Consider the following 26,685-nt stretch of genomic DNA (forward strand, 5'->3'; position numbering starts at 1 on the left):
GCTCATGAGTGGGAGGACCCGGGTCATGACAGAGCAATTCGTGCGCTATAGCTCCGACGTCGAACACGCTGATCCTGACTTCGATAAGAACCTTCAGACAGTTATCGACAACATGAGACGCCATACGGAGCGGTCGGTCGAGGTAGAGGGCCTCGGCGTCGCGGTCCGCGACGCGCACGCCAAAGGTTACGGCCTTGCCCGCGGGGAGGTTGAGATCCTCCGGGGGCTACCCGACGTGTATGCCCAGGGCATCTACGCCACCCCCGGACGCCACGAGGCCATGGTGCGTTTTTCCAACGGTACGGCGCACACCGGGGCAGACAAGTTCCTGCCTGCCACCTGCGGAATCGGCCTGAAAATCTTTGACATTGACGGACCGACAATGCTGGAGGACGAGCCGGACACCCGCACCTTCGATTACGCGATGATCAACAACCCCACGTTCTTCGTCAACACCGTTGAGCACTACCTCTTCATACAAGGCCTGATCCTTCAGGTCGGCACCGTTCCCCCCACTGATGAGTCGGCCGACGAGAAGCGCAGGCGCCTCTACCGATTCCTGCACGACTGGGTGACGGGTGGGGGCACCCTCCCGCCGGAGGAATGGGCCTGGAAAGAACTGGGCGCCTTTCTCTCGCTCACACAGATCAAGTTCCTGAACCCGCTGTTGTTTACCTACTGGACGATGGGGGCGGTGCGCCACGGCGACTACATCGCGAAGGTACGCGTGTCTCCCGATCAGGCCTTCGCCGACCGTGTGGTGCGGCGGACGCTGGGCGTCGACTCAGCCGATGAGGTGTTCCGCCCTGCACTCGTGGCGGAACTGCAGGAGCGCCCGTATGAATTAGACATCCAGGTCCAGCTCTGCACCGACCTGGACCACATGCCCGTCGAGGACATGACCGTCCCCTGGCCCGAGACGCTCTCGCCGTTCGTGACGGTCGCCAGGCTGTCGCTCCCGCAGCAGGACATCGGCGACCCCGACAACCTAGCCAGGATGGACGCGACGTCCATGACTCCTTGGCGGGTCACCGAAGCCCACCGGCCCCTGGGCAACATTATGCGAACCCGCAAGGAGGTCTACCGGCAGTCGTCGATCCTGCGCCACCAGCTCAATCACCAGGCACGCCGGGAGCCGAGGAACCTCGCCGACGTCTTCGGACCGCCTGCGGGCGTCACGGCTCAACCCCTACTGCAAGCGGCGGACCAAACGCCATGACATACGAGGGAAACCACAACGAGGAGGTCACCATGACCACGCAGCAGTCCAACGAGATCCAGCAGCAGGCTGAGAAACTGCGGGAACTCTTCGCAGACGCACCGGAAGTCGCGAGGGTGGCGTTGGAGAAGGAACTCCCGGACATGCAGGCCCGGCGGTCTGCATCGCGTGTGGAAAATGCCGGCCGGGTCGGTAAGCGGTTGGGGAAAGTCTCGGAACTGACCCTGATCGCCCCGGTCGCCCCGGGCGGAGCCAAGCGAATGCGGGCTCTGATGGAGATGCTGGACGGCAACTTTGAAGGCGCGGACCGGGTCGGCACCGTCCACGACATGCGCTTCGTCTTCTTGGACAACGACACCAAGATGCTCTTCACCACTGCCTACGACGGCAACTGGGACGACTACATCGACGACTTCGTAACCAAGATTCCGAACTTGATGGACATCGTGTTCTCGGCGATCGAGGACTGGCCGGGAATCCACGACCCCTCGGTCAAAGACATCATCCTGAAGTACCAGTTGACGGCCGACGCCTGGTATGTGGCGAACCCTGACCTGACCGTGGTGGAGACCAGGCGCCTGCAACGGGTAGGCGCGGCCCTGGATGAGTTCCTGGACAAGATCGGCTGACCGTCCAGCACGCACCAGCCGTTTCCGTTCCCGCGACTAGGTCCGGAGCGGGCCGGAGCCTTACCGACACGGACCTTACTGGGGAGCGCTCATGTCATTGCTGAACAGGTCCGATGGGGGTCCGCGGCCTGGACCCGTCGGCGTTGAGCTGGACGACATCCAAGCGACCGTGCTCCGCTACCGGCCCGAGCCCTACTACGGCACGCATGTCATGCTGCACGTCGCCGACGCGGCCGCCGGGCGCGAGCTCCTACACCGGATCGTGCCCTATATCGACTCCGCCGCCGACTGGTGGCAGGCCGGAAACGCCTGGACCGCGGTTGCCATCAGTTATTCCGGGCTGGTGGCCCTGGGCGTTCCTGAGGACTCGCTGGAATCATTTCCGGAGAAGTTTCGATGGGGGATGGCCGCGCGCTCGGACGCGCTGGGTGATACGGGCGCGAACGACCCGCAGCACTGGGATGCACCGTTCGGAACCGGCCAGATCCACATTCAGCTCAGCATCTTCAGTGACGACAGGCAGAAGTGGCACCGTGCCATGGACACGGCGCGGCAGCAGTATCAGGGACTGTCCGGGACGTCCGTACTGGAAATACAAGACTTTGGCGCCCAGCCCGGGGACCGCAATCCTCTCGGCTACAAGGACCTGATCGGCCAACCGGCCGTTGAAGGCAGCGGCGTCGAGCCGTTGCCGGGGCAGGGACGGCCAATCAAGGCCGGCGAGTTCATCCTCGGCTATCCCGGCGAGGCGGGCGTGCCCCTTCTCATGCCAAAACCGGACGTACTGGGCCGTAACGGCACGTTCGTGGGAGTACGCAAGTACCAGTCACGGGTCGGAGCGTTCAACCGGTTCCTACAGGCAAACGGGCAGACCGAGCAGGAACGGGAGCTGCTCGCGGCAAAGCTTGTAGGCCGCTGGCGCAGCGGTGCGCCGCTCACACTGGCGCCCGAACAGGACGACCCCGACCTGGGCCAGGACCCGCAACGGAACAACAACTTCACCTACGCAGACGACGCCGATGGCCGTCGCGTGCCGTTCGGCGCCCACATGCGGCGAATGAACCCCCGTGACACAGCCCTGGCGCAGCTCACCGACGTAAACCTCCACCGGATCATCAGGCGCAGCACCACCTACGGGAAACCCTACGATGCCGCCGCACTCACCGAAAGCGACGACGAAATGCCACACGGAATCTACTTCATCTTCCTGGGAGCCCGGGCGATGGACACCATCGAATTCCTACAAAGAGAGTGGATTAATAACGGCAACTTCATGACCCTGGACGACGAACGCGATCCCCTCATCGGGCTGCAGGAGCAGCCAGGGATCTTTACGATTCCGAAGGAACCCGTCAGGCAGCGCATCCACGGTCTGGAAACGTTCAACGTCCTCCGCGGCGGAGAGTATCTCTTCTTGCCCAGCCTTTCGGCTCTCAACTGGCTTGCCGAACTGGGCGGCTGACGAGCCGGAACGCGACCGCGGCCATGTCCGAGGCGATCACCCGCCAAAACTGGCTTAGCCGGTTAGCGGCCACGTTCCCAGAGGCCAGTACACCCCAACAACGTTAGGAGGACCCCATGACTGAAGAAATCCCCGCCAGCCCTGACACCCCGGACACCATCGTTTTGGTTCACGGCCTGTGGGTCACCCCACGGAGCTGGGAGAAGTGGGTCGAACACTACGAGGGCCGCGGGTACCGCGTGCTCGCGCCTGCCTACCCTGGTTTTGAGGTCGAAGTCGAAGCGCTCAACGCGGATCCCTCACCGATCGAGAGCTTGACTATCCCGGCGGTCGTCGAGCACCTCGAGCGGATCGTGGCCGGGCTCAACACGGCGCCGATCATCGTGGGCCATTCGGCGGGAGGCCTCTTTACCCAGATCCTGCTTGACCACGGGTACGGTGCAGCGGGCGTGGCCATAGACTCTGCACCCGCAGAGGGCGTCAGGGTAACCCCTGTTTCACAGATACGTTCCCTGTTCCCCGTGCTGAAAAATCCCGCCAACCGCCACAAGGCGGTGGGCTTCACCCCGGAGCAGTTCCACTACGCCTTTGCCACCACCCTGACCCGGGAGGAATCGGACAAGGTCTACGAGCGCTACCACATCCCGGCTCCCGGCAGCTTCGTGTGGGCTGGCCCCCTGGCCAACTTCACGCCCGGACACCAGGACACCTACGTGAACTTCAGGAACGAAGACCGCGCGCCCTTGCTGTTCATAGCCGGTGGAGACGACAACCTCATGCCCCCGGCGGTCAACCAGGCCAACGCCAAGCACTACCGGCATGCCAAGGCCGTTACCGACTACAAGGAGTTCCCCGGACGCTCGCACTACACCGTGGGTGAGGACGGATGGGAAGAAGTCGCAGACTACGCCCTCGAGTGGGCCGTCGAGCATGCGAAACGCCCGGGAGCTTCGACGTAGCCGCAGGCTTCCGCTCTTCAGCTCAAGTCATCCCGGCATCGACTCACGACGACGCACATCTGGCGGCCGCCGGACAGCTGGTTCGCCAGAGAAAACGGAGTCGGTAGTGGCTGCCCGGGGGATCTGAGCCGTTGGCCTGTGCCGGTAAACCCCGTCGCTGCTCTTCGATTGGGGGAGACCTTTTCGCCCTGTCGCTTTGCTTATTTGGAGCGACGAGCCGGTGCCATCCGGTTCTGTTGGCCAGTCAGGCCACTTATTTGCAGCCCATAGTTCATTGAGGACCATTGCAATGGAAAAGCACATTCTGGAAGTCCCGGCGCAGGGAATCGCCGATGCAACATCCAAGCCACCGTTCCTGTACGAGCTCGGTCCGGAGGGAGCGAGGAAAGTTCTTGACGATATTCAGGCAGTTCCCATCGCCATGCCCGACGTCGACGAGAAGTGGCTCATGGTGCCTTCTGACGTTGGGGACGTGAAAGTCAGGATCGTCAGGCCCAGGAACACCGAACCGGTCCTTCCGCCCGTCCTCTACATCCACGGCGGAGGATGGATCCTCGGAAATGCCGGCACACATGACCGCCTCGTGCGTGAACTGGCGGTGGGCGCCGACGCAGCACTTGTATTCGTGGAGTACGACCGATCGCCCGAGGTCCGGTACCCCGTAGCGATTGAACAGGCGTACGCAACCGCTCAATGGATCACCCGTGACGGTGCATCGGAGGGATTGGACACCTCAAGGATGGCCATCGCCGGCGACTCCGTGGGAGGTAACATGACGGCTGCAGTCACACTCATGGCCAAGCAGCGCGGAGATGTAACGTTCATCCACCAGTCACTCTATTACCCGGTCACCGATGCACGACAGGACACCGAAAGCTACCAGCAGTTCGCAGGCGGACCATTTCTCACTGCGAAAGGTATGGCGTGGTTCTGGGACGCCTACCTGCCTGACCCGGAAAGGCGAAGCGAAATCACGGCCTCACCGCTCCGGGCATCCCTTGAAGAGCTGACCGGACTTCCCGAAGCCTTCCTCATTGTCGATGAAAACGACGTCCTTCGCGACGAAGGCGAGGCATACGCACGCAGGCTCGTCGAAGCAGGCGTCCGGACCACAAGCGCACGTTATAACAACACCATCCACGATTTCATGATGTTGAATCCCCTGCGCGAAAGCGCCGCTAGCACGGCGGCCGTTGAGCAGGCTATCCATGTCCTCCGTAAGGCATTTGGGATCGTGTAAGGGAGACCGGCAAGGCGGGGGATCCCCATCCCGGCTGGTACGCCGAGGGCCTCCGCGGGCACCCCACCAGTGCATCCACGACGGCATGATGGACCTCCCGTCCGACTTCGAACCCACCGGTGAGGGGCGCCCCAACGCCGCGGGGATGCGGCGCGCACGATAGTGCATACCAGTGCCGGTCGCCGCCGGTGGGGTGACGGACCTGATTGCCCACCGGTGTGCGGGCTTCGGGGGATTCTCATTCTCCGCGGAGGACTGGTCGGTTTCGGGATGGCATCACTGATGTGTGCGTTCGCGCTCACCGCTGAGGTTCTGATCATTTCCCGGGCCTTGCAAGGGATCGCGGGGGCTCTGCTCGTGCCCAGTTCCCTCGCACTGGTCACCTCTCACTTTGCCGGACTGGCCCGGGCAAAGGCGGTCGGCCAATGGACCGCCGGTACCACTGTGGCGTTCATTGCCGGGCCTCTGATGGGCGGTATCCTGCTCAATTCTGTCGGCTGGCGTTGGGTGTGGCATAAACGTTCTACCTCTTGCCGCCACCATGTGCCTTCTGGCCCTGCTGCGCGCGCCTGACGTCCGCCAGCCAGGGGTGGGCATCGACTATCCGGGGTCGGTGCTGTGTGTTCTCGGGCTGGGCGGGCCGGTGTAATGCCCTGATCGAGCAGGGCACATATGGGTGGGGGAGCCCGGTCGTCCTGGTGCCCTTCATCCTTGGAATACTCTGCCTCGGGGCGTTCATCTGGCGGCAGGCAACCGCCAAACAGCCGCTCATGCCGCTGGGTCCCTGCATTTTGATGAATCCCAAGGTCGTGTCGGCGCCGTCGCGCCAGCCGTGGTCACTGGTCAGTGAGTGGCCGCGGCCGGGTATTTCCTTGATCTCGGTGAGTCCCGGATGCTACTACTGCCGTTTGAACGTCGCGTGGGCCATTGCGGCAGGCCGGCCCTCTGCCGGGGCACCGCCGGATTCATGGGAGACAGTCTGCTGGCCCCCTGTACTTTTGCTGCGGCGGCTGGGGGCTGTTTGTTTTACAGGCCCATCCGCATTGTCGACGTGCAGCACGGTTCAAATGCCCTGCAAGGGCCCGAACCATTGCCTGTCTCCGACGGCCAAGGTTCCGTCTAAAGGCCCACACTCAAATTGGTGGCCCCAGCAGGGCCTCTACCCGGGGAGCTGTGTGAACGTGCACGGCACGACACGATGGATGCTGCCGCCCTCCAGACGCTGGAAGGGGGAACCAGGCCTAACGGCGACTCGGGCCTGGGGAAACGCGGCCGGCACCGTTAGTGAGTACGCAATCGCGGCCGGGAAAGTGTCATGGTCAGTTGCCGCGAATGGGCGGCGCCGTGGCGGTGTTGGCTGCCACGGCGCCTGCATCGCTCAGAAAGAGTTTTAGGCCATGTGTCCGGTCTTGTGGGTATCGAACTGTGCCGTGAAATTTGCCCATCCTTCGGAGAGCTTGGACTTCACTTCCTGGGTTTTCGCTTCCCGCGCAGCGCGGCGGGCATCGACGGCGGCCTTGTCAGCGGCTTCCCGGGCCGCATACACATCGGCCAGAACTTCTTCGACTGGCCAGCGGCTGACCGTCGCGTTTGTGGCTTCAGCCAGGGCGTCGACCGCGTCCGTTGTCGGTTCCCGCGCGGCAATGACCAATGCAGTTGTCTGCGGCTTCAGTTTCTCAGCGATCTGCGGCAGGGCATCGAAAGCATCGGCCGCTGCCATCGCGTCGCCCACCGATCCTGCCGCGGTGCCGGCGCTGAACCCGAGGAGCACACCGACCGGGCCGCCGAGAACTCCGATAACGCTGCCCAGCAGGCCCCCGGTGATGGTCCCGATCCCGAGGGCGGGTTCGTCGGAATCTTTGATCGTTGGAGTGCCCTTGTCATCTGTCTGGATGACGGCTTGGCCGAAGAGGTCAATGGCACCCTTGGAGCTGAGGTCCCTGATCTTGCTCTGAGCCTCGTATGCCTGGCTTTGGTCTGCCGGCGTAATGAGAATAACTGAGTTATCCATCAGATGCCTCCAAATGATACTCAATAGTGAATGGACTGATGCGCCCAGACGCCATCGGCGACGACGTTACTCCGGGAGCTCTTGTGGAGTGCCCGTGCGCATCGTGAAGAACTCGTGTCCACGGGAAATGGCCGCATCGGCCAATTTAACTATCGTCCTCCGACAGCGCCCTGTACAGGGCGCCGTCGGAATGCTCCGCGGGGCAGATGCTTTACGGATGCCAGCGGCCGGCGGCGTCGCGGATATCAGGATGGACCGGACCGACCAAGCCCAGGCGCGTCGCGGTCTGCTGGAGGTGTGAGGTTCAATCCGGCCGGGCGCGCAACGCCATTCGCCTGCGGTTTGCCTCAGAATGTGATCTGGTAATCGTCGGATTCGCCGTAGGACAGAAGCTCTCGAAGCTGAAGCAACCCGGGTGGTTCAGGCGCCGATAATGGAGATTTCGTCACGCTTGGAGTTCCGTCTGGTGGCAGGGGAGCGGTTCCGGCCAGCCTGGCCTGTCGCAGGTACTGGTACACCGTCTCCAGGCTGATGCCGTACTCCCCTTCAAAGCATCCGGGATAGCCCGGTTCTTATCGCCCGGAACATCGATCGCTGACTGAACGGTGAAGTGCCGCCCTCGGGACCTCCTTTGGCCTCGTGTGGGGTGAAAGTCCAGGGAGGACATCTGCCCACTGGGACCGCAGAGGAGCCTCAGGACCCGGACGATGCTGGCCACCCGGCCGGGCCGACACGGTCCTCGACCGGACCTACGGGCGGGGTTAGCCTGAGAGCGGACAGACCGCCCATGACGTGCCGGATGGTCGGGGCAAGGGGCTGCACCGGCACCGCGGGCGTGACCCGAAGTGAGCTCTCTTGCGCGCTGACGTCACGGCGGGCTGGCAAGGACCGGGCCTGCGCAGGTGACTGCGTCCTGGAGGTCGCCACGGTTCGTCACCCGTTGGCAAGAAAGAAGAAGGACATGGAATTCCTGACCAACCTCATCACCAACGTTCCCGACGGGACGCCGGACGCGACAGTAGATGACATCAAGGCGCGAGAAGCGATCAGGGCAGCGGAACTGGGGGAGCAGGGACACCTTCTCCGCCTGTGGAGGCCTCCGCTCGAGCCGGGTGAATGGCGGAGTCTCGGCCTCTGGAAGGCCAACAGCGAGGCCGAATTGAAGGGCATGATCGCCACCCTTCCCCTGTACAAATGGATGACGGTCGAAATCACACCGCTCAATCCGCATCCGAACGACCCGGAAAGCAAGCACGCGTAAACGCCCCTCGGCATACAAGTCTGGTGGAACGAAGGAAGCGAAACGCCTATATCCACACCGACAACCCGTTCAGCGGGATCCTTAAAATCCGACTCTTCGCCGTGGTCCATCGTCGGCCAAGCAGCTGCGGCGCTTGCAGCCGGGAATAGGGATCGCAGCATCTGCACAAAGCCACAGTGTCGGTTACTCGATGTCCACGTCCAGGGCAGAGGCGAATGCTTCGGGTGACGGCAGAGGCTGTTGCAACGCTTCCGGCAGTGCCTCGTAGGCTAAGCCGTTCCCATACGGGAGGATTCGCATACTCGTGCTGGCAATTGATGAGGGCACGCAAACTCACCCGTGAACTCCTGGAACCTTTCCAGCGGCTGGGGTCAGCGCGATGGCGGTGAGGCCGCCGAGCGAGTGGCCGACAATGACAGTGTTTGAGAGTTCGCCTACTGCAGATGAGATGGTGCGCGCCATGGTACCTGATGAACACCCTTACGGCCGGTCCCCGGTGATCATTCCGCGGGACCGCTTCGCCGAGTGACTGGATCCTGACCTGACCGACAAGGGTGACATCCAGCACCTGTTAAACTCCCTCCCGGAGCCAGGGCAGATCCGGCGGTCGGCAGCCCCCGCGTGAACAGCTTCAGGAGACCCGGGCCTGAATTGATCGAGCCGGGCAAGGGCAAGTAACGAGTAGGGACTGCCGATTAGCGCGACTGGATCCAGCTTCTCCTGGCGTTCACGCCCATCTGGACAAATGGGGGCTGGGGGCACCGAACACAGGCGGGCCAATTGGACAACGGCGTCCTCCGGTTCAAGAAGGTTCAGGTATAGAGGTGGCTGTCGACGACCGATCGGGGCCTTTCTGAGGGATCGGGGTGGGCGACCATGACGCGAATTCCATCAGGGTCGCGGCCTTCCACCACAGTGATTCCTCCGGCTGTGCGGGTCTCCGTGTATCGCCCCATCTCCTTCAGAGCCTGCTCGAAATATTTCAAGCCTTCGGCGGTGTCTGTCGCCCACATCAGCAGGTGTTGTCCGAGGCCGCCCGAGTGGCGCTCCTCCCGCTTGCCACGCTCGATGAGGTAGAGCTGGAAGCCCCCGGGCGCCAGGAGGAGGGCCGCCTCGCCCGAGCGGATGGTCTCCTCACACCTGAACAGGTCCCGGTAGAAGTTCACCGACCTGTCCAGTTCTGCCACGAACTGGACAGACGATGCGACCCTGGCTGAATACCCCATCCAGTCATTGTTGACCTGCCCGCGGGATATGACCAGTGTTCCGGACGGCACTTCAGCTTCCGCTGCCCCGCCCCTGCTGACGGCAGTGATGGAGTGAGCGTGTCCCTCGTCCGCGAGGACAGCACCAATGCATCTACCCCGGGGACTGAAAACGAGCACAAAAAACCTGCCGGGAACTGGAAACCAAGTACGGCCTCGAAGAGCGCTCCAGTATGCAGGGCACCCGCCGGCTACGACCGGGCAAAGAAGGCCCTGCCCTCCGGGACGAACGCTAAATGCACCGCGCCTCCCTGACCCGCAAGTCTGCGTCAGCGCCAGCTCCTCAGCCACAGAAGCGGAGTTCGTCCGCGGTCGCCCGCGACACCGGACTGCTGGTACACCCGCGGTATGCCAAGAACACCACCGACGTCATCGTTGGGTACTCCGTAACGGAACGCCCCAAGCAAGGGGCGCGCCCGATCTGGTTCGGCGGCGGCACGCTCACCTCCCACTTGAAGCTCGGTGCCCTGCGTGAAGAATGCACGGACTCACCGCACCTGGCCATCGAGGCCGCAGCGGAATGGAACGCCTCCGCGCGCAACAAACGCAAGGTCTCCAGAACCGGGCCCGCGAACGCAACGCCTTCGGCAAATGTGTGGGTGGAGTACACCGGCAAAGCAACAGCGCTGGTCGAAAAGCTGCGCGTACTACCGCGGGAATAGGCACCGTCGCCACCACGTTGTTTTCCTGTGTGAAAAACATCGGATTCCTGTCCTTCGGCCATTGGACCGATCACCCGGAGTCCGGCACGCGCAACGCGTCGGACGCGCTGTTGCAGGCGATCGACCTCGCGATCGCGGCCGAGGAGGTGGGAGCGGACGGCGCCTACTTCCGCGTCCACCACTTCGCGCAGCAATACGCCTCTCCGTTCCCGTTGCTCGCTGCGATCGGTGCACGGACAAGCCGCATTGAGATCGGTACCGGCGTGATCGACATGCGCTACGAGAACCCGCTCTACATGGCGGAGGACGCCGGCGCGGCCGACCTGATCTCGGGCGGCCGGCTACAGCTAGGCATCAGCAGGGGTTCACCCGAGCAGGTCATCGACGGGTGGCGCCACTTCGGCTTCGCCCCCGCCGAGGGCGAGTCGGACGCCGACATGGGCCGTAGACACACCGAGCGTCTGCTGGAGGTCCTCACTGGCAAGGGCTTCGCGGCGCCCAATCCCCGCCCGATGTTCCCGAACCCTCCTGGCCTGCTGCGCGTGGAGCCGCACTCGGAGGGCCTGCGTGAACGCATCTGGTGGGGTTCGGGCTCGAACGCCACGGCCATCTGGGCGGCGAAGCTCGGCATGAACCTGCAGAGCTCCACGCTCAAGGATGACGAGAGCGGGAAACCTTTCCACGTCCAGCAGGCCGAGCAGATCGAGCTCTACCGGCACGCCTGGAGGGAGGCGGGGCACGAGCGGGAGCCGCGCGTCTCGGTCAGCCGCAGCATCTTCGCACTGACGGACGAGCGCGACTGGCGATACTTCGGCCGCGACCGCCACAGCTCCGACCAGGTGGGCAACATCGACGAGAAGACGCGCGCGGTCTTTGGCCGGTCTTACGCGGGTGCCCCCGATGAGCTGGCCACGGAGCTGGCAGGGGACGAGGCGATCGCCACGGCAGATACCCTGCTTCTCACGATCCCGAACCAGCTCGGTGTCGACTACAACGCCCACGTCATCGAGTCGATCCTGAAGTATGTGGCGCCGCAACTCGGCTGGCGCTGACCCCCCCCGCGGCAGATTCCCCCAGTACGACGGTCGCGTTTATTTGTGGCTGTGACGTCGCTCTAACCGGGCTTTCCGGCCCGGACGGCATCCCCTACGTCCTCCGGCCCGCAGTACCTCGGCAAGGCCCGTGCTGCCGAAGGCATCCCGGGCCAAGTACAACAGGGGAATTAATTAGGCCGACGGGAAGGCAAGCTGCCGCGCAAGCCCGCCCCCGAGAGTTCCTGGGGGCGGCCCCGCCCTCTGGCGCGGGTCTCGGAAGCTGGTGGCATACTTGCGCGAGTCGGGGTGCTCATCGCCGATGTGCCCGGCTGACGTCGCGTCAAGGACCCGGGCGACGAAGGCGGCGTACTCACCCATCGAGTGCCGCAGGAACTCCCTCGTCCCTTCGTTTTTGACCTCGCCGTCCTCGCCGTAGGCTTGCTGGGTCGAAACTGATGTAGGCCTCCGGGGAGTTTAGTTGCGGGGCGTCCAGGAAGCTCAGCACACTGCGCATGGAGGACTGCATATGTCGTGTGCGCGAGCACTAGCAGGTGCGCGGTTTCACGGTCCACAGCAATGGGGTCTGTAGGGCTGCCGCGTAGGAGGCTGACGCCAGGCTGGAGCACGGCCAGCACGTCAATGCTTCCGATGCGGTTATCGACCGGCTGGCCCGCGCCCTGGCCCGAACAGAGGTTGAGCGGAAACACCTCGCAGACCTCTCCAGCGCCAAGCGCCGCACAACCAAGGCTTCCCGCAGCAGGCCGGATCAGGTCAGACCCGGCACCGGGCGCTTGGTCGACGCCATGGGCACCGTCCCTGCTGTGGTGCTCGGCAAACACACTGAAGTCCTTGCCTGGAACCGGGCCGGGCACCGGCTGGTTGCCTCGCACGTGGATTTTGATGCACCGGAGAGGCCCTCAGAGCGCCCCAACATGACGCGGATGCTCTTCCTGGACGAGCCCACTCGCGCCCTTACCCGAACTGGCGATCAGAGGCCTCACGTGCAGTGGCGTCTCTGCGGCTGCTCTCCGGACGCTTCGCCGACGACACAGACCTCGCAGCTCTCGTCGGCGAACTGACTCTCAAAAGTCCTGACTTCGCCAGCATGTGGGCAGAGCACCCGGTTGAGAACTGCATGTCGGGGCACAAGACACTAAACCACCCGCAGATCGGATCACTGGAGCTGGGGTTCGAGGTCTTGACCATGCCCGACGACTCCGGCCACCGCATCCTCACCTACGCCTCGGAACCAGGAAGCGATAGTGCAAGAGCCCTGGCCCGCCTCCAGCGGCCGGCGCTCACCGCGGTGGCGGACGATGGTAGCGTGCGCCACGCAGTCTAGGGTCAAACCAGTCCAGCGTTCCCGTCCACAGCAACGGGCGGGCGGCCAGGGAAGGTGGGTGCATGAACCGCGTATTACATTCCTTGCTGCTGGGTGACACGCATGTCCCGAGAATGAGGAGGATTCACCCCTTTCTTTGGCTCAAGGGAACTACCTCCTCTTCAGATTACGAAATGCCGGTCGAATTCAGCATTCCGTACGGATGTCGCTGCCGCACGCTATTGGCTTTTCGCTTTGGAGCCAAGACATCCACGGTGATTTGATGAAATTCCGATTCCAGTGGTCCCGGAAGAGGCCCGCCCGGAAATCGTCCCGTGAGCCGGTCGCGCTTTGGGAGCACGTGGATCTGACTTGCATTTCGGTCCTTCGCCTCTCGAAGCCATTCATTGGACCAGCCTCATTCACCGTCTGGGGATGGGGCCTCAAACGGTAAGTGTCAAAGGCGCACCGCGACATCCTGCTCCTCGTCAACAAGCGTCTCAAAGCCCGTTGGGCATGCCCGAGTCCTGGCTCTGGCAGAAGTCATGTCCGTGTGTCTGTGGCCACTAATTTCTGCCCACCGGCGGCCAGTTAAGCTCCCCGCAGGAATGACGGCGCCCTTCCCGCGTTCCGTCGGGTTTTCAACTACCAGGGTGTAGAGGCAGCCCTGGGCGTCCATGACCTGTTTCCTACGGGCGTCTGAGGGCGGGACGCCGACGCCGCAGATGGCCCAGTCGTGGTCCTTCCCGGCGTTCATCAGCCGGTCCAGGTACATGGCCTGGTGTGCACGCGGTGGAAACCGCCCTCGCCAAATGGACGATGCCTGCGGTCAGCGCGGAGCGGTCGGAGGCCGGTTGCGACAGCGGAGGGAATTTCGGGCAACGTCTCGTCAGCGGGTATGGGTATTGCGGTCGACCTTTCGGGCGGGGTGGAAACGGACGCCATGGGTGCATAGCATCTCGGGCGGCGGATTTGCGTTACAGGGCCGGGCCGGGCCGGTAGGGGCGGGTAGCCGATCAACCCGCCTGCATCGTTCTTTGGGTTATCCGGTTGTGCTGGCCCGCGCCATGAGCTTGTAGTCTGCTCTTATTTCGGTGGGGTCGGCGGGATTGATGGTCTGGCCGGAGACGCGGGCCAGGAGTGTATCGACGGCGGTCTTGGCGATTCCTGCCTTGTCGGGAGAAATCGACGTGAGCGCCGGGCTGGAATAGGAACATTCTTCGATGTCATCCCACCCAACGAGGGCGATGTCTTGGGGGACTTTCACCCCTCTGTCCAAGAAGCACTTGAGTGCGCCGAGCGCGAGCGTGTCGTTGAAGCAGAATATGGCGTCGATGTCGGGTTTGCGGTCGAGCAGCCGTTGGGCCGCGGCGTAGCCCGCGGCCCTGGTCCAGGCTGTTGACTCGGAATCTATTTCGGTGGTGACGGGGAGGTTGGCGCGGTCCATGGCTGCAAGGTATCCGCGGAGCCGGTGGCTGGCAGGGCCGGATACGGCCATATTGCGTGACGCTCCGATGGCGGCGATCGAGCGTCGTCCCATGTCAATCAGATGCTGGGTTGCTTCCGCAGCGGCTGCTTCGTTGTCCACGGAGATGTGCACGACGGGTGTGCCGGTGGCTTCGAGGCTTTCGCCCAGGAGGACGACCGGAAAATCAATATCTTCATCGACGAGGTCTTGGGCGGTGATGGAGAGCGGGTTAAGTATCAGGCCGTCGATGAGGTTGGACTGGTAACCGCGCAGGACCAGGAGTTCCCGGTCCCGGATGCCTCCGGTCTGGCCGATCAGGACAGTGACGCCAAGTTCGGCGGCCCGTTGTTCGACGTGGTCGGCCAGTTCAGCGAAGTAGGGGGCAGCTATTTCCGGAAGCGCCAGGGCGAGGATGCCTGTCCGGCCTTGCCTTAACCTTCGGGCAGAGATGTTCGGTTTGTACTTCAGACTGTCGATGGCTGCCTGGACGCGGGCCCGGGTTTCGGGTTTGACGTGGATATAGCCACTGACGACGTTGGACACGGTGCGCTGCGAGACACCGGCCAGTTCCGCGACGTCTCGCATGCTTGTTCCCATGTTTCCTCCTGATGGTGCCGTGGTCGTGCGGGTCTTCTGAAGCCAGAATGTCATATCAGCGGCGCTCCGGGGCGGGACCGGGTGTCCCGCCCCGGAGGCGGCTATTTTGTCAGTGCGGCGTTGATGCTGTTGTCGCCATCTTTGAGGGCCTGGTCCACGGGGCGTCCTTGGAACCAGATTGATTCGATGGAGTCCCGGACGGCCTTGGCGACGGCGGGCCAGCTGGCAATGTGCGGCACGGCGCGGGCAATGCTCAGTCCCGTGTCGGCGTAGTTGGCCCGTTGCGGGGCTGCCTTGTAGGCTGCGCTGTTCAGTACTGACTTTTGTGCCGCGATGTGCCCGGTGCCTAGCGCCCAAGCGCTGTCGTTTGCGTTCAGGAAGGACAGGAATTCTGCCGCGGCACGGTACTTCACCGGATCGGCGTCCGCGTGCTTGGGGATCACCCACGTGTGCGAATCGGCCCACACGGCGGGCTTGTCGTACAGCGTCGGGAAGTTCGTGGCTTCGTAGTTGAACTTTGCTTTCTTGCTGTACTCGTCCACGACCCAGGTGCCGTTGACCAGCATGGCGGCGTCTCCGTTCAGGAATGACTGGCCCGCCGCGTCGTAGGTCTGGTTACCGTTCGCGTAGCCGGACTTGAAGACCTCGTCCAGGAATGACAGGGCCGTCCGTGCCTGCGGTGAGTCCAGAGTTGGTTTGGTGCCGTCGGCGTTGAGGAAGTCCCCACCCTGCTGCTGCATCAGGCTGTGCAGGGTGTGGATGCCGAGCTGGTCGCCCGAGCGTGCGACGGCCATGAAGTTCTTGCCGGTTTTTTCCTTGACCGTCTTGGCGTCAGCCAGGAATTCCTCGGTCGAGGTGGGCAGCTTGGGTTTGCCGGTGGCGTCGATGAGCCCGGCGGCCTTGAAGATGTCGACGTTGACGTGGGCGAGGATGGCGTGCACGTCGAAGGGGACGGCGTAGGTCTTGTCGTTGTATCCGATGGCTGTCTTTGCAGCAGGGGCGATGTCATTCGTGTCAAGCTTGGTAATTGCGGCGAGGTCATCGAGCGGTACGAGCAGGTTGCGTTTGGCGTAGTCGACCAGGCTGGATCCGTGCATGACTGCAACGTCGGGCGGGTTTCCGCCGGCGAAGGCGGTGTTCAGGGCGTCGTAGTAGGAGTCCCAGGCGCTGCCGCCGAGGCGTTGGACCTTGATGCCCCATTTGTTGTCGGCATTGAACTTGTTCACCAGGGTCTGCAGGGTCGCACATTCTCCGACGGCCTTGGACAGGTCGGTGTTGGTGCCGGCTGCCTCCGGGCAGTTGCCGAAGGGGTTGGACATCTGCAGTGTGGAGCCTTTGAGCTGGTCGTCGGTGACGGCGGTTATTGCTCCCGGTCCGGATTTGTCGGTGCTGCCCTCGGATGCGCCACAGCCGGCCAGGGCGGTCGTGAGGATGGCTGATGCGGTTAGTGCGACGGTCATGTGTCGCAGGGATTGTTTCATAGGGTTTCTCCTTTGAAGGGTTGTTCCAAGTCGTTGAGGGGAACCTACTAGGGGGCTATTTTTCGCCGCTGCCCAGGGTGATGCCGCGGATGAGTTGGCGCTGGAAGGCGAGGAAGATTATCAGCAGCGGCAGGCTCCCGATGAGCCCGCGGGCCATGAGGTCTCCCAGGTTGGTGGTAGCGGCAAAGTTGGATTGCAGGGACGCCAGGCCGGTGGTGACGGTGAACCATTCCGTCTTGGTGGATATGACCAGGGGCCACAGGTAGTCGTTCCAGGTCAGGACGAACGTGAAGATTGCCAGGGAGGCCATCGCGGGCCGGGCCAGCGGAAGCATGATTTCGAAGAAGACCCGCCAGCGGCCGGCTCCGTCGATGCGGGCTGCCTCCTCGACCTCGGCCGGGACCTTGCTAAAGAACTGGGTCATGATGAATACGCCGAGCGGGGCGGCCAGACGGGGGAGGATGAGCGCTTCGTAGCTGTTTTGCCCGTGTGCTCCGGAAAACATCAGGAATAGCGGGACGAACATGGCTTCCTTGGGCACCATCAGCCCGGCGAGCACGATGACGAAGAGCATTCGGCGGCCAGGGAAGCTGATTTTGGCGAAGGCGTAGCCGGCCATGGCTGAGAAGATCACCGTCACAGCCGTTGTCACCGTCGTGACGACGGCACTGTTAAGAAACCAGCGTCCCAGGTCACCGGTGGCGAAGACGCTGACCAGATTCTCCAGCGTGAGGCTCCGGGGGAGTAAATCACTGGATGACTGCTGCAGTACATCGTTCGGCGTGACCGCCATCGAGATCATCCACAGGATCGGCGCGAACCATAGAAGCGCGGCCACGATCATGAAGGAGTGGTAGGTCCATGACCCGCGTGACCGGCGCCTGGTGGGTGCGCCGGGCGTGTTCGTAATTGTCGAGGCAGCGGGTGTTGGTGTGCTGGGGGAAGTTGTTGGGGTGGAGGCGGCCATCAGGAGTCCTTGGAGAGCAGACGGAATTGGACAGCGGACACGGCAGCCATGATGACGAACAGGAACACGGAAACCGCGGAGGCGTAACCGAGCTCGTAGTTTTTAAACCCTGCTTCGTAGATGTGCTGGATGAGCACCTGGGTGGCAGTGCCGGGGCCTCCCTTCGTCATGATGTAGACCTGTCCGAAGATCTGGAAGGAGGCAATCAGTTGGGTCACTGCGACCAGCACGGTCACGTGTGACAGGCCAGGAAGGGTGATGTGGCGGAACTGCTGCCAGCGGGTGGCTCCATCCAGGGACGCTGCCTCATGCAGGCTGGGATCGATGTCCTGCAGCCCGGCCAGGAACAGCACGAGATTGAAACCTGCGGACCACCAGACCGTGGTGGCAATGATGGATGGCATCGCCAGGGCCGGGTCCGAGAGAAAGGGGATGCCATCGATGCCGAACCATTTGAGGAATCCGGCGATCAGTCCGCGTTCCGGATTGAGCAGGTAACTCCAGATCAGCGTGACGGCCGAAACCGGCAGCACGTACGGGATGAAGAACAGTGCCCTGTAAATACCGGTTCCGCGATGCTTGGTGTGCAGGAGCAGGGCCAACACCAGCCCGATCAGCACCAGCACCGGCGTTGAGATCAGCGTGAAGCCCAAGGTGTTCCTTAGCGCAATCCAAAAGTTCTCATCATTCCAGGAACCGGACGGGGAGGGATGGAACCCCAGCAGGACAGCAACGGTCACGCCTGCTGCGAGGACACTAATGGCCCTTCGCCGATGCCGGCGTAGTCCGAAGGCGCCCGCAGTCGCCACTGTGACAACTGCGAGCCGCACGGGCCACTCGTGGCCGAAACTCCAGACGATGTCCCGGCCCCAGAGCATCTTCACGTAGTTCCCGCCGCCGATGAACTTCCGCGTCGCCCCCAGCAAATCCCAGTCAAACCCGCTGACGTACACCGACTGGAACAGCGGGACGAGGATGAACGCCGCATAAACCAGCATGAAGGGGGCAAGGAAAGCCCAGCCATCCCTGATGGCCCTCCGGGCCAGCCCGGATGCCTTTCCCGGCCGGAGTGTACGCTTCGAAATCGCTGGCCTGAGTGCATCTTGGCCTGTAGTCATCTTCGACACCTATTCAACGTAGCAAAAGTTGTTGCACACCATCGTGCGGCTTCCAATGGGGCAATGTCAACCATTTTTTTCTACGTTGCAAAATGGCGGAACGGCATGCATGATTGCCTGCATGAATGATGCAATCACCACTACCCCTTTCCCGACAGTGACGTCCCTGGCGGGGGATTATCCTCGGCCGCAGCTGGGCCGCCGCCAATGGACAGAGCTGGCCGGGCTCTGGGGCTTTGCCTACGATGACGCCAACAAAGGCCTCGACGGGCGCTGGCACCGGGAGCAGAGCCCGTTTGACCGACGCATTCGAGTGCCGTTTCCCCCCGAGTCCGCTGCCTCGGGCATCGGTGACAACTCCTTCCACCCGGTCATCTGGTACCGGCGCGAGCTGAGCGTGGCCGAGGTTAGGGCCGCGGGGTGGGGCCGGCAGGGTACGCGGATGATCTTGCATTTCGGGGCCGTGGATTACCGCGCGGACGTATGGCTGAACGGCCAGTACCTGGGCAACCATGAGGGCGGGCACACTCCCTTCTTCTTTGACGTCACAGATCTTCTCGCCAGCCCGGGAGGGGAGGGGAACGTGCTGGTGGTCCGGGCCGAGGATGACCCCGTCGACGTCGCCCAGCCCCGGGGCAAACAGGACTGGCAGGAGGAACCCCACGGCATCTGGTACCGCAGGACAACCGGGATCTGGCAGCCAGTCTGGCTGGAGGCCGTCCCGCATACGTCGGTGCAGCATCTGGCCTGGACGCCGGACGTTCCGAATGGAGCTGTGCGCCTGTCTTTGGAACTGAATGGCCGGCCCGCAACGCCAGTCACCGTCGAAGTCACCTTGTCCTATGAAGGAAAGACCCTGGCCCGCGTCGGCTTCGACCAGACTGATCCGCGCAGCACGACGATGATCACCTTGCCGCGGCAGTCAAACGGTCAAGCATACGAATCGCTGCTCTGGTCACCGGAAAACCCCCGACTCATTGACGCCGTTGTCCGGGTTTCGGCCGGCGGAGGAACGGTCGATGAGGTGTCCTCCTACTTCGGCATGCGCTCTGTTGGCTGGGCCGGACGGCATTTCATGCTCAACGACAGGCCGTACTACCTCCGTGCTGTCCTCGAGCAGGGCTACTGGCCCGAATCCCACATCGCCGCACCCGACGGTGACGCCTTGCGTAAGGAAGTTCAACTGATCAAGGACTTCGGCTTTAACACCGCCCGTATCCACCAAAAGGTCGAGGACCCGCGCTTTCTGTACTGGGCCGACCGCCTCGGGCTCCTTATCTGGGGTGAAAACGCCAGCGCCTACGAATTCTCCGTCACGGCCATCGAACGCATGTCCCGGGAATGGTTGGAGGTCATCCGCCGCGACGCATCCCACCCCTCGATCGTCACGTGGGTTCCACTAAACGAGAGCTGGGGCGTGCAGCACATCTCTCACGACCAGGCGCAGCTCAACTATGCTCAGGCCCTCTACCACCTGACAAAAGCCCTGGATCCCTCGCGGCCCGTGGTGACCAACGACGGGTGGGAGCATGCAGACTCGGACATCTGGGCCATCCACGACTACGGCATCACCCGGGAGGAACTGGCAGCCAACTACGCCAGCGCCGGCAACGTCGAGGAGCTCATGGCCGGCATCGGCCCGCTCGGGCGCAGGATGAAGCTCGTCAACACCCCGGACCGCGAACAGCCATTCATCGTTTCCGAATTCGGCGGCATCAGTTACGTCAACGACACCGGCCTGGAGTCATGGGGCTACGCTACAGTTTCCAACGCCGAAGACTTCGTGCGCTTGCTTCGGGACCTGTTTGAGGCACTGCAATCCAGCCCCGTCCTCGCCGGCTTCTGCTACACACAGCTGACGGACACACTTCAGGAAGCCAACGGCCTGGCCGACGCCCAGCGCCGGCCCAAGATTCCCGTCGAGGAAATCAGATCCATCGTGCTGGGCGAGAATGTCAACACCGCTTCGCACCGTCGGCCCAAAACCCCAGTAGAGCAAGCCAACGAACCGGCATCCACGGTCCCTGCAGTTGAGATGAAGCACCCTGAACCTGCCATTGGAATCGGTTAACAATGGCTGCCCGCACGCCGCCGCCCGGACCTCCGGCTTCCGAGTACCTCATCCGGGCGGGGGACTACTCCGCCACCATCACCGCCCAGGCGGCGGCCCTGCGCCGGCTCCGGCACGGAAACCGTGATCTGGTAGTTCCGTTCGAGGCAGGAGCGCCGATTCCGGATTACCGGGGAATCGTCGCAGCCCCCTGGCCGAACCGAATACGCGACGGCCGGTACACCTTCGATGGAGCGGTACAGCAGCTGGCCCTAAATGAACCGGAGCGGTCCACCGCACTACATGGACTCGTGTTCAACAGGGAGTGGAACCTGCAGTCAACCGACGACTCGTCCGTGGTCCTGGCCTGTGAGCTTGGGCCCACAACGGGATACCCTTTCCAGCTTCGGCTCGAAGCGGCATATCGAATCGATAAGAACGGGCTCCACACCCTCATAACAGCGACCAATACAGGCCCGACCGCAGCCCCATATGGTGTATGCCCCCACCCGTACCTCGTTGCCGGGCCGTCATCCATGAATGACTGGATTCTCGAACTCCCCGCGAGTTCCTACCTGGAAGTCACCACGGACCGGCTCCTTCCAGTGAAAACACGGCCAGTTCAAGGACAGGACTTCGACTTCCGAGCGCCGCGCACCATCGGCAGCACGAAAATTGACCACGCATTTACTAACATACGATTCAACGACCGCGGCCGCGCCAGCCTCACCCTCAAGGACCCTATCGGGACCGGCGTCGGCTTAACCTGGGACGTCGCCTCCCCATGGCTCCAAATCCACACCGCCGACAAGAAACCACCTCTACCCAACAGAATCGGACTCGCGGCAGAACCCATGACCTGCCCGCCGGACGCCTTCAACAGCGGCACCGATCTCATCCGACTCAACTCCGCCGGAAGCCACCAAACACAATGGACCATCTTCGCCATCTGAACCCAACGGCCCGCAGAGCCGCAACAAAGTTTCCCGGCCGGTCAATGACCGAATCATGAAACATCCCGCTGTCGACACCGAAACAGCCCGAGAACGTCCACGCAACGAATGACTTCGACATGCAGGCCGATACCCAGGGTCGCCGGCCAACACGCTGAACGTCTCCGGACGGACGCCTACTTCCGGGCGGTTCCAAGAGTCTGCTTCTCGTCCTGCTTGAGGTCGAGCCTACGGACGCGTATCTTCCCGCTTGCCAGGCAGTGCGGGCTATGCCCAGGTTCCATGCTGACCCGTTTCTAACGCGTTATCTGCTGGATCATGACAGGAAAGATCTGGCGTGGTTGTGGTCACCCACGAGTTCGCGTTCGCCCGCCCAGGCACTGTTGGGCGACCCTCGCGAGGAACGCCCGGGGCAGTTCGCGGGGCGGCTGCTGACCCCGTTCTGAGCGTAGTCGCGCCGCACACCGGTCGGAACGGCCCCGAGCACTAGAGCCGGGTTTCTCTGCCCTGCCTTCTGAGCCGGAAGTAGACTGCCAGCGCCGTGCTCCCTCCTGCCACCAGCAAAATCCCTAGCGGGAGGTAGTCGAAACCGGTCGTGTCTCGGGCTGGGCCGCCCTTCGCCTCGGACGCCGGAGCGGACGGTGGCGAAGCGGACGGTCTCTGGGTCACTGTGGCCGCGCCGGACGTAACTTCCGGCGTCGCCGCCGTGGTCGGGGGAGGGGCGGCGCTTGTTGGCGGAGGCCCGAAGACGTCGTGGTCCACACCCATGATGAAGCGGTCGCCCGGCACGAGCGTCTTGGCGACCTGCGTCGCCGTCTGCAAGTTCGTGGAAACGCATCCTGCTGAGACCCTGTTCCCCGCCCCGAAGAAGATTGCGTAATCGTACCCGGGAACGGGAGGGGAATCCGGGAGCCGGTTGTAATTGATGACCGTGGCCTGCGCATACGTCCCTTGGTTCGCCCAGTACCACAGGTTCTCGTCAGCCTCTGATCCACCCTCCAGGTAATTGTTGTACGAGGGGCTTCCCGGCCCGCCCCAGCGTGACCGGGGGTTGACCAGGTGGTACACCAGTTTGGTTCCGGGATCGGCAAGCCCGAGTGCTTCCGTCGCAGAGAACGAACCGGTGGGTGACTGGAGCCGGCCTTCCCTCAATGTGCCCTCGGGAGCGAACCCGTTCTTGCCGATGAAGCCACTCGTCTGCCACTCCTGGGCGTACCCGTCCGCCGTTCGGACACAGCCAGTGATCAGTACTGCGTTCTGGTTCACGTCGGTAGCGGTCACAAACACCACCCGGCTCGCGTCACCGGCGCTGAACTTCACTTTGTGGGCCGTCAGCATGGCGCACGGTGCGCCCTCCTGGGCTGCCTCTTGAGCGGCTGCAGGTGGTGCTGCAGCTCCTGTGATGAGCATGGCGAGCAGCAAAGTCCTACGATAAGCCTGCAGGGACATGACAAAAGTCTAGTCGTGTGGGGCCCCAAGGGCGCGGCCCGCAGTGCGCTTCTGGAGGGCGCTGCCCGCGCCGGGACGCAGCCGCGAAGTAGGGGACGGTGGAGTACGAATAGTCCAAAGGAATCTCGACTATCGGCTGGATCCTTGTGACCAAATGCGCCGTTTTCACCTCCGAAAACGGTCACGGGGAAGTCCTTTCAACCGGTGTGGTTGTTGGCGGTGCAGGCGTTGCGGCCTGCGAAGCGGCGACGGTCATGATGCGTCTGAACGGCCAAGGGTGCCTTGCAGCGCTACCGTGTGGTCGCTCGAACAGCTCGTCGGGCGGGCCTTGCTCGGCGACGACTCCCCGTTAAGTAGACGAGCTTGGTGGTGACCTCCCGTGTAAGTGCCATTTTGTGGGTCACAACGACCATGGTCATTCCCTTGCGTGCAAGCTCTTTTCATTGTGCCAAGCACTTCGGCGGCGAGTTTTCGGGGCAAGAGCTGAGGTCGGTTCGTCGAACAGCAAGATTTCAGATCCCATTGCCAGCGCTCGGACGATCGCTTCCCGTTGTTGCTCGCCGCCGGAGAGGTGGCCGGGGTAGGCTTCGGTTCGGCGGGCCCCGTCAACGCCGCCCATGCCGGGTGTCGCTCGTAGGTCACTAGGCCGTGGGTGTCAGAGTGGCCCGGATCAGGGAAGCGACGCGTTCGGCCTCCGTGTAGGCACCGTGGGTACCGGCGGTTTCGGAAGTGTAGTCGCCCGCGAAGTGCAGTGACCCTACCGAGCGCTGCAGCTCAGGAAGCGCTGCCGCCCGCTCCGGGCTGAGCAGGGCGAAGCAGTGCTGCCAGGTCTGGGCGTGCACGCCGAGGACCCGGCCGCGAAGCTGGGGTGCCACCGTGTACACGTGCTCCATCCACTGCGCCACCCTTTCCTCGTCGTCGGCGAACCCTGGCAGATAGCCCGAGGAATTTCCGTAGCAGGTCAGCTGAAGGATGTTTGCTTTGGAGGTCTCGTCGGTGCCGCCGGGGATAGGGTTGATGATGGCGTCGAAGGGCATCCCGACGGTCACGATGAAGGCCCAGTCCTCGAACTCCGGAAGCCCTTCAATGTCGGCGACGATGTTCAGTGTGGTGCTGCCGGGGGAGGCGACCCTGTTGAGCGCTGACGTCTTCCACTCCGGCAGATTCTTCACGACGTCGGGAACGACGGGGGCGGGAACGGCCAGCACCACATGCCTGGCCGTCAGCTTCTCGTCGCTTTCGCCCGTCACCGAAACCTCGTAGACGCCCTGCTCTTCGAGCAAGGCTACGTCTGTCACCTGCGTGTTGTAGCGGACAGTGCCCTCCGGCAGGCGCTTCAGGATCGCCCTCGGAATCGCCTGCATTCCTTCGAGCGCGAACAGGCGGTTGTTCTTCTCCCGTGCCAGGTAGCTGGCGAAGTAGCGGAGCGCATACTTTGCGGAGAGATGGGCCGGGTCGCCCACGGCGCCGCCGCGGATGGCGGTGGCAATGATTTTCTGGACGGCCGGCTGCAGGTCGGCGATCCGTTCGGCCACAGTTTCACCTGAAAGCTTGTTGAGGTCTCCGGCTGAAGTCTTCTCGTTGACGTAGTCCCGGTACTCGGTGAGGGATGTGTCGATGAACTTGATTAACTCGGTCTTTTCGGACTCCGTGAGGTTGAGGCCGGCCACGACGTCCTCGTTGGCTTCGGCCACCACCGTTTTGCCGTTGACGTGGATTCCGTACGTCTCGGGAAGGAAGGGGACGGTCTCAATCCCGAGCTCATTCACCAGGTCCTCGGACTTCGTGCCCTTGTAAACAAACATCGCGCCGGAATTGGCCGACGTTCCCGCAAGCTGCACGGTGTGTGACCGGCCGCCGATGTCATGGCCGCACTCCAGGATGAGGACGTCGAGCCCTGAATCCCGCAGGTAGAAGGCGGTTCCGAGGCCGGCGGCACCGGCACCAACAATAATCACGTCACGCAAGTGGGGCTCCTCATGGGAAATTCGTTATGTCGAGAAAAAGCAGTCAACAGAGTCGAGCTGGGTCTCTTTAGGGTGCAAGTCCCAGATGCTGCCTAGCCCAGGCTTCAGCGTCGGGTAGTTGTTCAGTCTTCGTACGTGTTGGCGATGTAGACGTCGCAGGGCGCGCTGTGCGCCACACTGTTGGCGACACTGCCCAGGACGCGGCCAATACCTCGCATCCTGCGGTTGCCGACCACCATGAGGCGGGCCTCTTTGCTCAGCGCTTCCCTGATAAGGGCATCCGCTGGCCTTCCGGAGGCTGCAGCATGGGTGATCTTGATGTCCCCGCCCAGAGTGTCGGCCACGGTTCTGGCGACCTGTTCGGCCTTATCGGCGTCCGAGACAAGCCATTTGCTGCTGCCGGTGCCGAAGACGTCAGAGCGGTCAGTGTCAAAGGCTGAGACCACATGCAGGGTCGCGCACAGTGCTGCGGCGAGGTCTCTTGCGGCCTCCGCAGCCTTTCTCGCCGTGTCACTGCCATCGACCCTACAACAATGATTCCGCTCATGTGCATGCTCCCTTGCTTGCTTGAAAAACCTAGAAAATCAGGGCGCCGTTCGGCGCGATCAAGTACCGTCAGGGCGGCGCCGGACAGGACATCCGGCACCGCCCTGAGGAAAGTGCGACGTCGTTAGAGTTCGGTGGGTGCGCCGGGCTCGCCAACCTTGGGGTCGATCCCGTACTTCTCCAGGATCTTCTTGATGGTGCCTTTTTCGCGGAGCTTCTGGATGTCCTCGTCCAGGGCCTTGCCGAGGGTGTCGTTCTCGAGGTTGGAGGGCAGCATGACCTGGCCAACTGCGGCGAACTGGGGGACGTGGGGGTTCGGCTTGACGGCGATCACCTTGACGCCCTCGATGGGGGCGGTTTTGAACCGGTAGTTGGCGGATGCCGCGGAGGCCACGAGGGCGTCGATGCGGCCGGCTTTGAGGTCTGCGTAGATGGATTCGTCGTCCTGGTAGATCTTGAAGTTGTCTCCGAGCCACTTCTGCATGCTGTCGTTCCAGAGGTTGCCGGCGACTGAGCCAACCTTCTTACCCTCGAGGTCGTTGCTGGTCAGGCCCTTGGTGGAGACGATGGCCTGGGGATCGCTCCAGAGCGGGGTGCTCAGGTGGACGATCTTGGTCCGTTCCTTGGTGCGGAGCCAGTTTCCCGAGCCGATGTCAACGCGCTTTGACTGCACGGACGGGATGACCGCTCCCGCTCCGCCCGAGGTGCTCACCGTGACCTTGAGGCATTCGAGTTTGGCGATCTCGTTGATCAGGTCGCCTTCCATGCCGGTGACGTTATCGCCGTCCAGGATGGTGGCGGGTGCGTAGTCGTAGCTGGCGACAGTGAGTTCGCCTTCGGTGACGGTTTTGATGCCCTCATGGGCGGGCTTGCAGTCCGAGGCGCTGCCGGCGTTCCCACTGCCGCCGCAGGCAGCCAGGGAGATGGCAAGCAGGCCGGCGGCGGTGCCGGCGGAAAGCGTGCGCACGAGTGTACGGGGAGCTGGTGACATGGTTTTTCTCTCTTTGCTGAGGTTGTGGGCGGATT

The 26,685-nt window shown here is 63.0% G+C and carries 21 protein-coding genes and 3 pseudogenes; 12 read left to right on the plus strand and 12 right to left on the minus strand.

Features of this window, described 5'->3' with window-relative positions:
- The first annotated feature begins 25 nt into the window (after window positions 1–25).
- From ACFTSA_RS07710 to ACFTSA_RS07735, 6 genes are all read left to right on the plus strand, one after another.
- Window positions 26–1,219 carry a catalase family protein gene (locus ACFTSA_RS07710; protein WP_377950695.1) on the plus strand — a complete coding sequence of 398 codons (1,194 nt, stop codon included), beginning with the start codon at window positions 26–28 and terminating at the stop codon, window positions 1,217–1,219.
- A gap of 32 nt (window positions 1,220–1,251) precedes the next feature.
- Window positions 1,252–1,848: a hypothetical protein gene (locus ACFTSA_RS07715; protein ID WP_377950696.1), complete on the plus strand. Its 597-nt coding sequence runs from the start codon at window positions 1,252–1,254 to the stop codon at window positions 1,846–1,848.
- Window positions 1,849–1,939: 91 nt separating this feature from the next.
- A complete protein-coding gene (locus ACFTSA_RS07720) occupies window positions 1,940–3,310 on the plus strand; it encodes a Dyp-type peroxidase (RefSeq protein ID WP_377950697.1) in 1,371 nt (456 codons plus the stop codon).
- A gap of 116 nt (window positions 3,311–3,426) precedes the next feature.
- Entirely contained in the window at window positions 3,427–4,269 is an 843-nt protein-coding gene (locus ACFTSA_RS07725) for an alpha/beta hydrolase (RefSeq protein ID WP_377950698.1), read from the plus strand.
- A gap of 289 nt (window positions 4,270–4,558) precedes the next feature.
- Complete coding sequence (locus ACFTSA_RS07730; RefSeq protein ID WP_377950699.1) at window positions 4,559–5,509, plus strand: alpha/beta hydrolase; 951 nt, start codon at window positions 4,559–4,561, stop codon at window positions 5,507–5,509.
- A gap of 282 nt (window positions 5,510–5,791) precedes the next feature.
- Window positions 5,792–6,082 carry an MFS transporter gene (locus ACFTSA_RS07735; protein WP_377950893.1) on the plus strand — a complete coding sequence of 97 codons (291 nt, stop codon included), beginning with the start codon at window positions 5,792–5,794 and terminating at the stop codon, window positions 6,080–6,082.
- Between the two features lie 817 nt (window positions 6,083–6,899).
- Here ACFTSA_RS07735 and ACFTSA_RS07740 read toward each other — a convergent pair.
- Window positions 6,900–7,520 (minus strand): DUF1269 domain-containing protein, encoded by a 621-nt coding sequence (locus ACFTSA_RS07740; protein WP_377950700.1) that lies wholly within the window; start codon window positions 7,518–7,520, stop codon window positions 6,900–6,902.
- A gap of 961 nt (window positions 7,521–8,481) precedes the next feature.
- Between ACFTSA_RS07740 and ACFTSA_RS07745 the strand changes: the two genes are divergently transcribed.
- The gene (locus tag ACFTSA_RS07745; RefSeq protein ID WP_377950701.1) at window positions 8,482–8,781 is read left to right on the plus strand and encodes a muconolactone Delta-isomerase family protein; all 300 of its coding nucleotides are present in this window, start codon (window positions 8,482–8,484) and stop codon (window positions 8,779–8,781) included.
- 812 nt (window positions 8,782–9,593) lie between these two features.
- On the opposite strand, the gene ACFTSA_RS07750 is transcribed toward ACFTSA_RS07745, so the two are convergent.
- Window positions 9,594–10,007 (minus strand): VOC family protein, encoded by a 414-nt coding sequence (locus tag ACFTSA_RS07750; RefSeq protein WP_377950702.1) that lies wholly within the window; start codon window positions 10,005–10,007, stop codon window positions 9,594–9,596.
- A 275-nt stretch (window positions 10,008–10,282) separates the two neighbouring features.
- On the opposite strand from ACFTSA_RS07750, the gene ACFTSA_RS07755 reads away from it, so the two are divergent.
- The gene (locus ACFTSA_RS07755; protein WP_377950703.1) at window positions 10,283–10,708 is read left to right on the plus strand and encodes a hypothetical protein; all 426 of its coding nucleotides are present in this window, start codon (window positions 10,283–10,285) and stop codon (window positions 10,706–10,708) included.
- Window positions 10,709–10,737: 29 nt separating this feature from the next.
- Window positions 10,738–11,760 (plus strand): LLM class flavin-dependent oxidoreductase, encoded by a 1,023-nt coding sequence (locus ACFTSA_RS07760; protein WP_377950704.1) that lies wholly within the window; start codon window positions 10,738–10,740, stop codon window positions 11,758–11,760.
- A gap of 273 nt (window positions 11,761–12,033) precedes the next feature.
- On the opposite strand, the pseudogene ACFTSA_RS07765 reads toward ACFTSA_RS07760, so the two are convergent.
- Window positions 12,034–12,277: pseudogene (locus tag ACFTSA_RS07765) on the minus strand (ACP phosphodiesterase); the annotation flags it as partial.
- A 268-nt stretch (window positions 12,278–12,545) separates the two neighbouring features.
- Between ACFTSA_RS07765 and ACFTSA_RS07770 the strand changes: the two are divergent.
- Window positions 12,546–13,084: pseudogene (locus ACFTSA_RS07770) on the plus strand (hypothetical protein).
- A 1,021-nt stretch (window positions 13,085–14,105) separates the two neighbouring features.
- On the opposite strand, the gene ACFTSA_RS07775 reads toward ACFTSA_RS07770, so the two are convergent.
- The 4 genes from ACFTSA_RS07775 to ACFTSA_RS07790 all read right to left on the minus strand — a co-directional run bounded on the left by ACFTSA_RS07775 (window position 14,106) and on the right by ACFTSA_RS07790 (window position 18,694).
- On the minus strand, window positions 14,106–15,128 hold the full coding sequence (locus ACFTSA_RS07775) for a LacI family DNA-binding transcriptional regulator (protein ID WP_377950705.1): 1,023 nt from the start codon (window positions 15,126–15,128) through the stop codon (window positions 14,106–14,108).
- Window positions 15,129–15,229: 101 nt separating this feature from the next.
- The gene (locus ACFTSA_RS07780; protein WP_377950706.1) at window positions 15,230–16,609 is read right to left on the minus strand and encodes an ABC transporter substrate-binding protein; all 1,380 of its coding nucleotides are present in this window, start codon (window positions 16,607–16,609) and stop codon (window positions 15,230–15,232) included.
- 55 nt (window positions 16,610–16,664) lie between these two features.
- Entirely contained in the window at window positions 16,665–17,576 is a 912-nt protein-coding gene (locus ACFTSA_RS07785; RefSeq protein WP_377950707.1) for a carbohydrate ABC transporter permease, read from the minus strand.
- A complete protein-coding gene (locus ACFTSA_RS07790; RefSeq protein ID WP_377950708.1) occupies window positions 17,576–18,694 on the minus strand; it encodes a carbohydrate ABC transporter permease in 1,119 nt (372 codons plus the stop codon). Before ACFTSA_RS07790 ends, ACFTSA_RS07785 begins: the two co-directional genes overlap by 1 nt.
- Window positions 18,695–18,815: 121 nt before the next feature.
- On the opposite strand from ACFTSA_RS07790, the gene ACFTSA_RS07795 reads away from it, so the two are divergent.
- Window positions 18,816–20,765 (plus strand): glycoside hydrolase family 2 protein, encoded by a 1,950-nt coding sequence (locus ACFTSA_RS07795; RefSeq protein ID WP_377950709.1) that lies wholly within the window; start codon window positions 18,816–18,818, stop codon window positions 20,763–20,765.
- A gap of 2 nt (window positions 20,766–20,767) precedes the next feature.
- A complete protein-coding gene (locus ACFTSA_RS07800; RefSeq protein WP_377950710.1) occupies window positions 20,768–21,697 on the plus strand; it encodes an aldose 1-epimerase family protein in 930 nt (309 codons plus the stop codon).
- A gap of 486 nt (window positions 21,698–22,183) precedes the next feature.
- Here the strand turns inward: ACFTSA_RS07800 and ACFTSA_RS07805 are convergent, their stop codons facing one another.
- From ACFTSA_RS07805 to ACFTSA_RS07825, 5 genes and pseudogenes are all read right to left on the minus strand, one after another.
- Window positions 22,184–23,146 carry a hypothetical protein gene (locus ACFTSA_RS07805; RefSeq protein WP_377950711.1) on the minus strand — a complete coding sequence of 321 codons (963 nt, stop codon included), beginning with the start codon at window positions 23,144–23,146 and terminating at the stop codon, window positions 22,184–22,186.
- Window positions 23,147–23,561: 415 nt separating this feature from the next.
- Entirely contained in the window at window positions 23,562–23,765 is a 204-nt protein-coding gene (locus ACFTSA_RS07810) for an ATP-binding cassette domain-containing protein (RefSeq protein ID WP_377950712.1), read from the minus strand.
- A gap of 22 nt (window positions 23,766–23,787) precedes the next feature.
- Complete coding sequence (locus ACFTSA_RS07815) at window positions 23,788–25,104, minus strand: flavin monoamine oxidase family protein (protein WP_377950894.1); 1,317 nt, start codon at window positions 25,102–25,104, stop codon at window positions 23,788–23,790.
- 131 nt (window positions 25,105–25,235) lie between these two features.
- Window positions 25,236–25,660 (minus strand): annotated as a pseudogene (locus ACFTSA_RS07820) (universal stress protein).
- Window positions 25,661–25,783: 123 nt separating this feature from the next.
- Window positions 25,784–26,650: a substrate-binding periplasmic protein gene (locus tag ACFTSA_RS07825; protein ID WP_377950713.1), complete on the minus strand. Its 867-nt coding sequence runs from the start codon at window positions 26,648–26,650 to the stop codon at window positions 25,784–25,786.
- Window positions 26,651–26,685: the final 35 nt, after the last annotated feature.

The organism is Arthrobacter sp. NPDC057013, from assembly GCF_042674585.1.
GTDB lineage: Bacteria > Actinomycetota > Actinomycetes > Actinomycetales > Micrococcaceae > Arthrobacter.

Coding starts and splice junctions, on each gene's coding strand:
- ACFTSA_RS07710 (WP_377950695.1), top strand. CDS start 26: ATGACAGAGCAATTCGTGCGCTATAGCTCCGACGTCGAACACGCTGAT.
- ACFTSA_RS07715 (WP_377950696.1), top strand. CDS start 1,252: ATGACCACGCAGCAGTCCAACGAGATCCAGCAGCAGGCTGAGAAACTG.
- ACFTSA_RS07720 (WP_377950697.1), top strand. CDS start 1,940: ATGTCATTGCTGAACAGGTCCGATGGGGGTCCGCGGCCTGGACCCGTC.
- ACFTSA_RS07725 (WP_377950698.1), top strand. CDS start 3,427: ATGACTGAAGAAATCCCCGCCAGCCCTGACACCCCGGACACCATCGTT.
- ACFTSA_RS07730 (WP_377950699.1), top strand. CDS start 4,559: ATGGAAAAGCACATTCTGGAAGTCCCGGCGCAGGGAATCGCCGATGCA.
- ACFTSA_RS07735 (WP_377950893.1), top strand. CDS start 5,792: ATGTGTGCGTTCGCGCTCACCGCTGAGGTTCTGATCATTTCCCGGGCC.
- ACFTSA_RS07740 (WP_377950700.1), bottom strand. CDS start 7,520: ATGGATAACTCAGTTATTCTCATTACGCCGGCAGACCAAAGCCAGGCA.
- ACFTSA_RS07745 (WP_377950701.1), top strand. CDS start 8,482: ATGGAATTCCTGACCAACCTCATCACCAACGTTCCCGACGGGACGCCG.
- ACFTSA_RS07750 (WP_377950702.1), bottom strand. CDS start 10,007: ATGGGGTATTCAGCCAGGGTCGCATCGTCTGTCCAGTTCGTGGCAGAA.
- ACFTSA_RS07755 (WP_377950703.1), top strand. CDS start 10,283: ATGCACCGCGCCTCCCTGACCCGCAAGTCTGCGTCAGCGCCAGCTCCT.
- ACFTSA_RS07775 (WP_377950705.1), bottom strand. CDS start 15,128: ATGGGAACAAGCATGCGAGACGTCGCGGAACTGGCCGGTGTCTCGCAG.
- ACFTSA_RS07780 (WP_377950706.1), bottom strand. CDS start 16,609: ATGAAACAATCCCTGCGACACATGACCGTCGCACTAACCGCATCAGCC.
- ACFTSA_RS07785 (WP_377950707.1), bottom strand. CDS start 17,576: ATGGCCGCCTCCACCCCAACAACTTCCCCCAGCACACCAACACCCGCT.
- ACFTSA_RS07790 (WP_377950708.1), bottom strand. CDS start 18,694: ATGACTACAGGCCAAGATGCACTCAGGCCAGCGATTTCGAAGCGTACA.
- ACFTSA_RS07795 (WP_377950709.1), top strand. CDS start 18,816: ATGAATGATGCAATCACCACTACCCCTTTCCCGACAGTGACGTCCCTG.
- ACFTSA_RS07800 (WP_377950710.1), top strand. CDS start 20,768: ATGGCTGCCCGCACGCCGCCGCCCGGACCTCCGGCTTCCGAGTACCTC.
- ACFTSA_RS07805 (WP_377950711.1), bottom strand. CDS start 23,146: ATGTCCCTGCAGGCTTATCGTAGGACTTTGCTGCTCGCCATGCTCATC.
- ACFTSA_RS07810 (WP_377950712.1), bottom strand. CDS start 23,765: ATGGGCGGCGTTGACGGGGCCCGCCGAACCGAAGCCTACCCCGGCCAC.
- ACFTSA_RS07825 (WP_377950713.1), bottom strand. CDS start 26,650: ATGTCACCAGCTCCCCGTACACTCGTGCGCACGCTTTCCGCCGGCACC.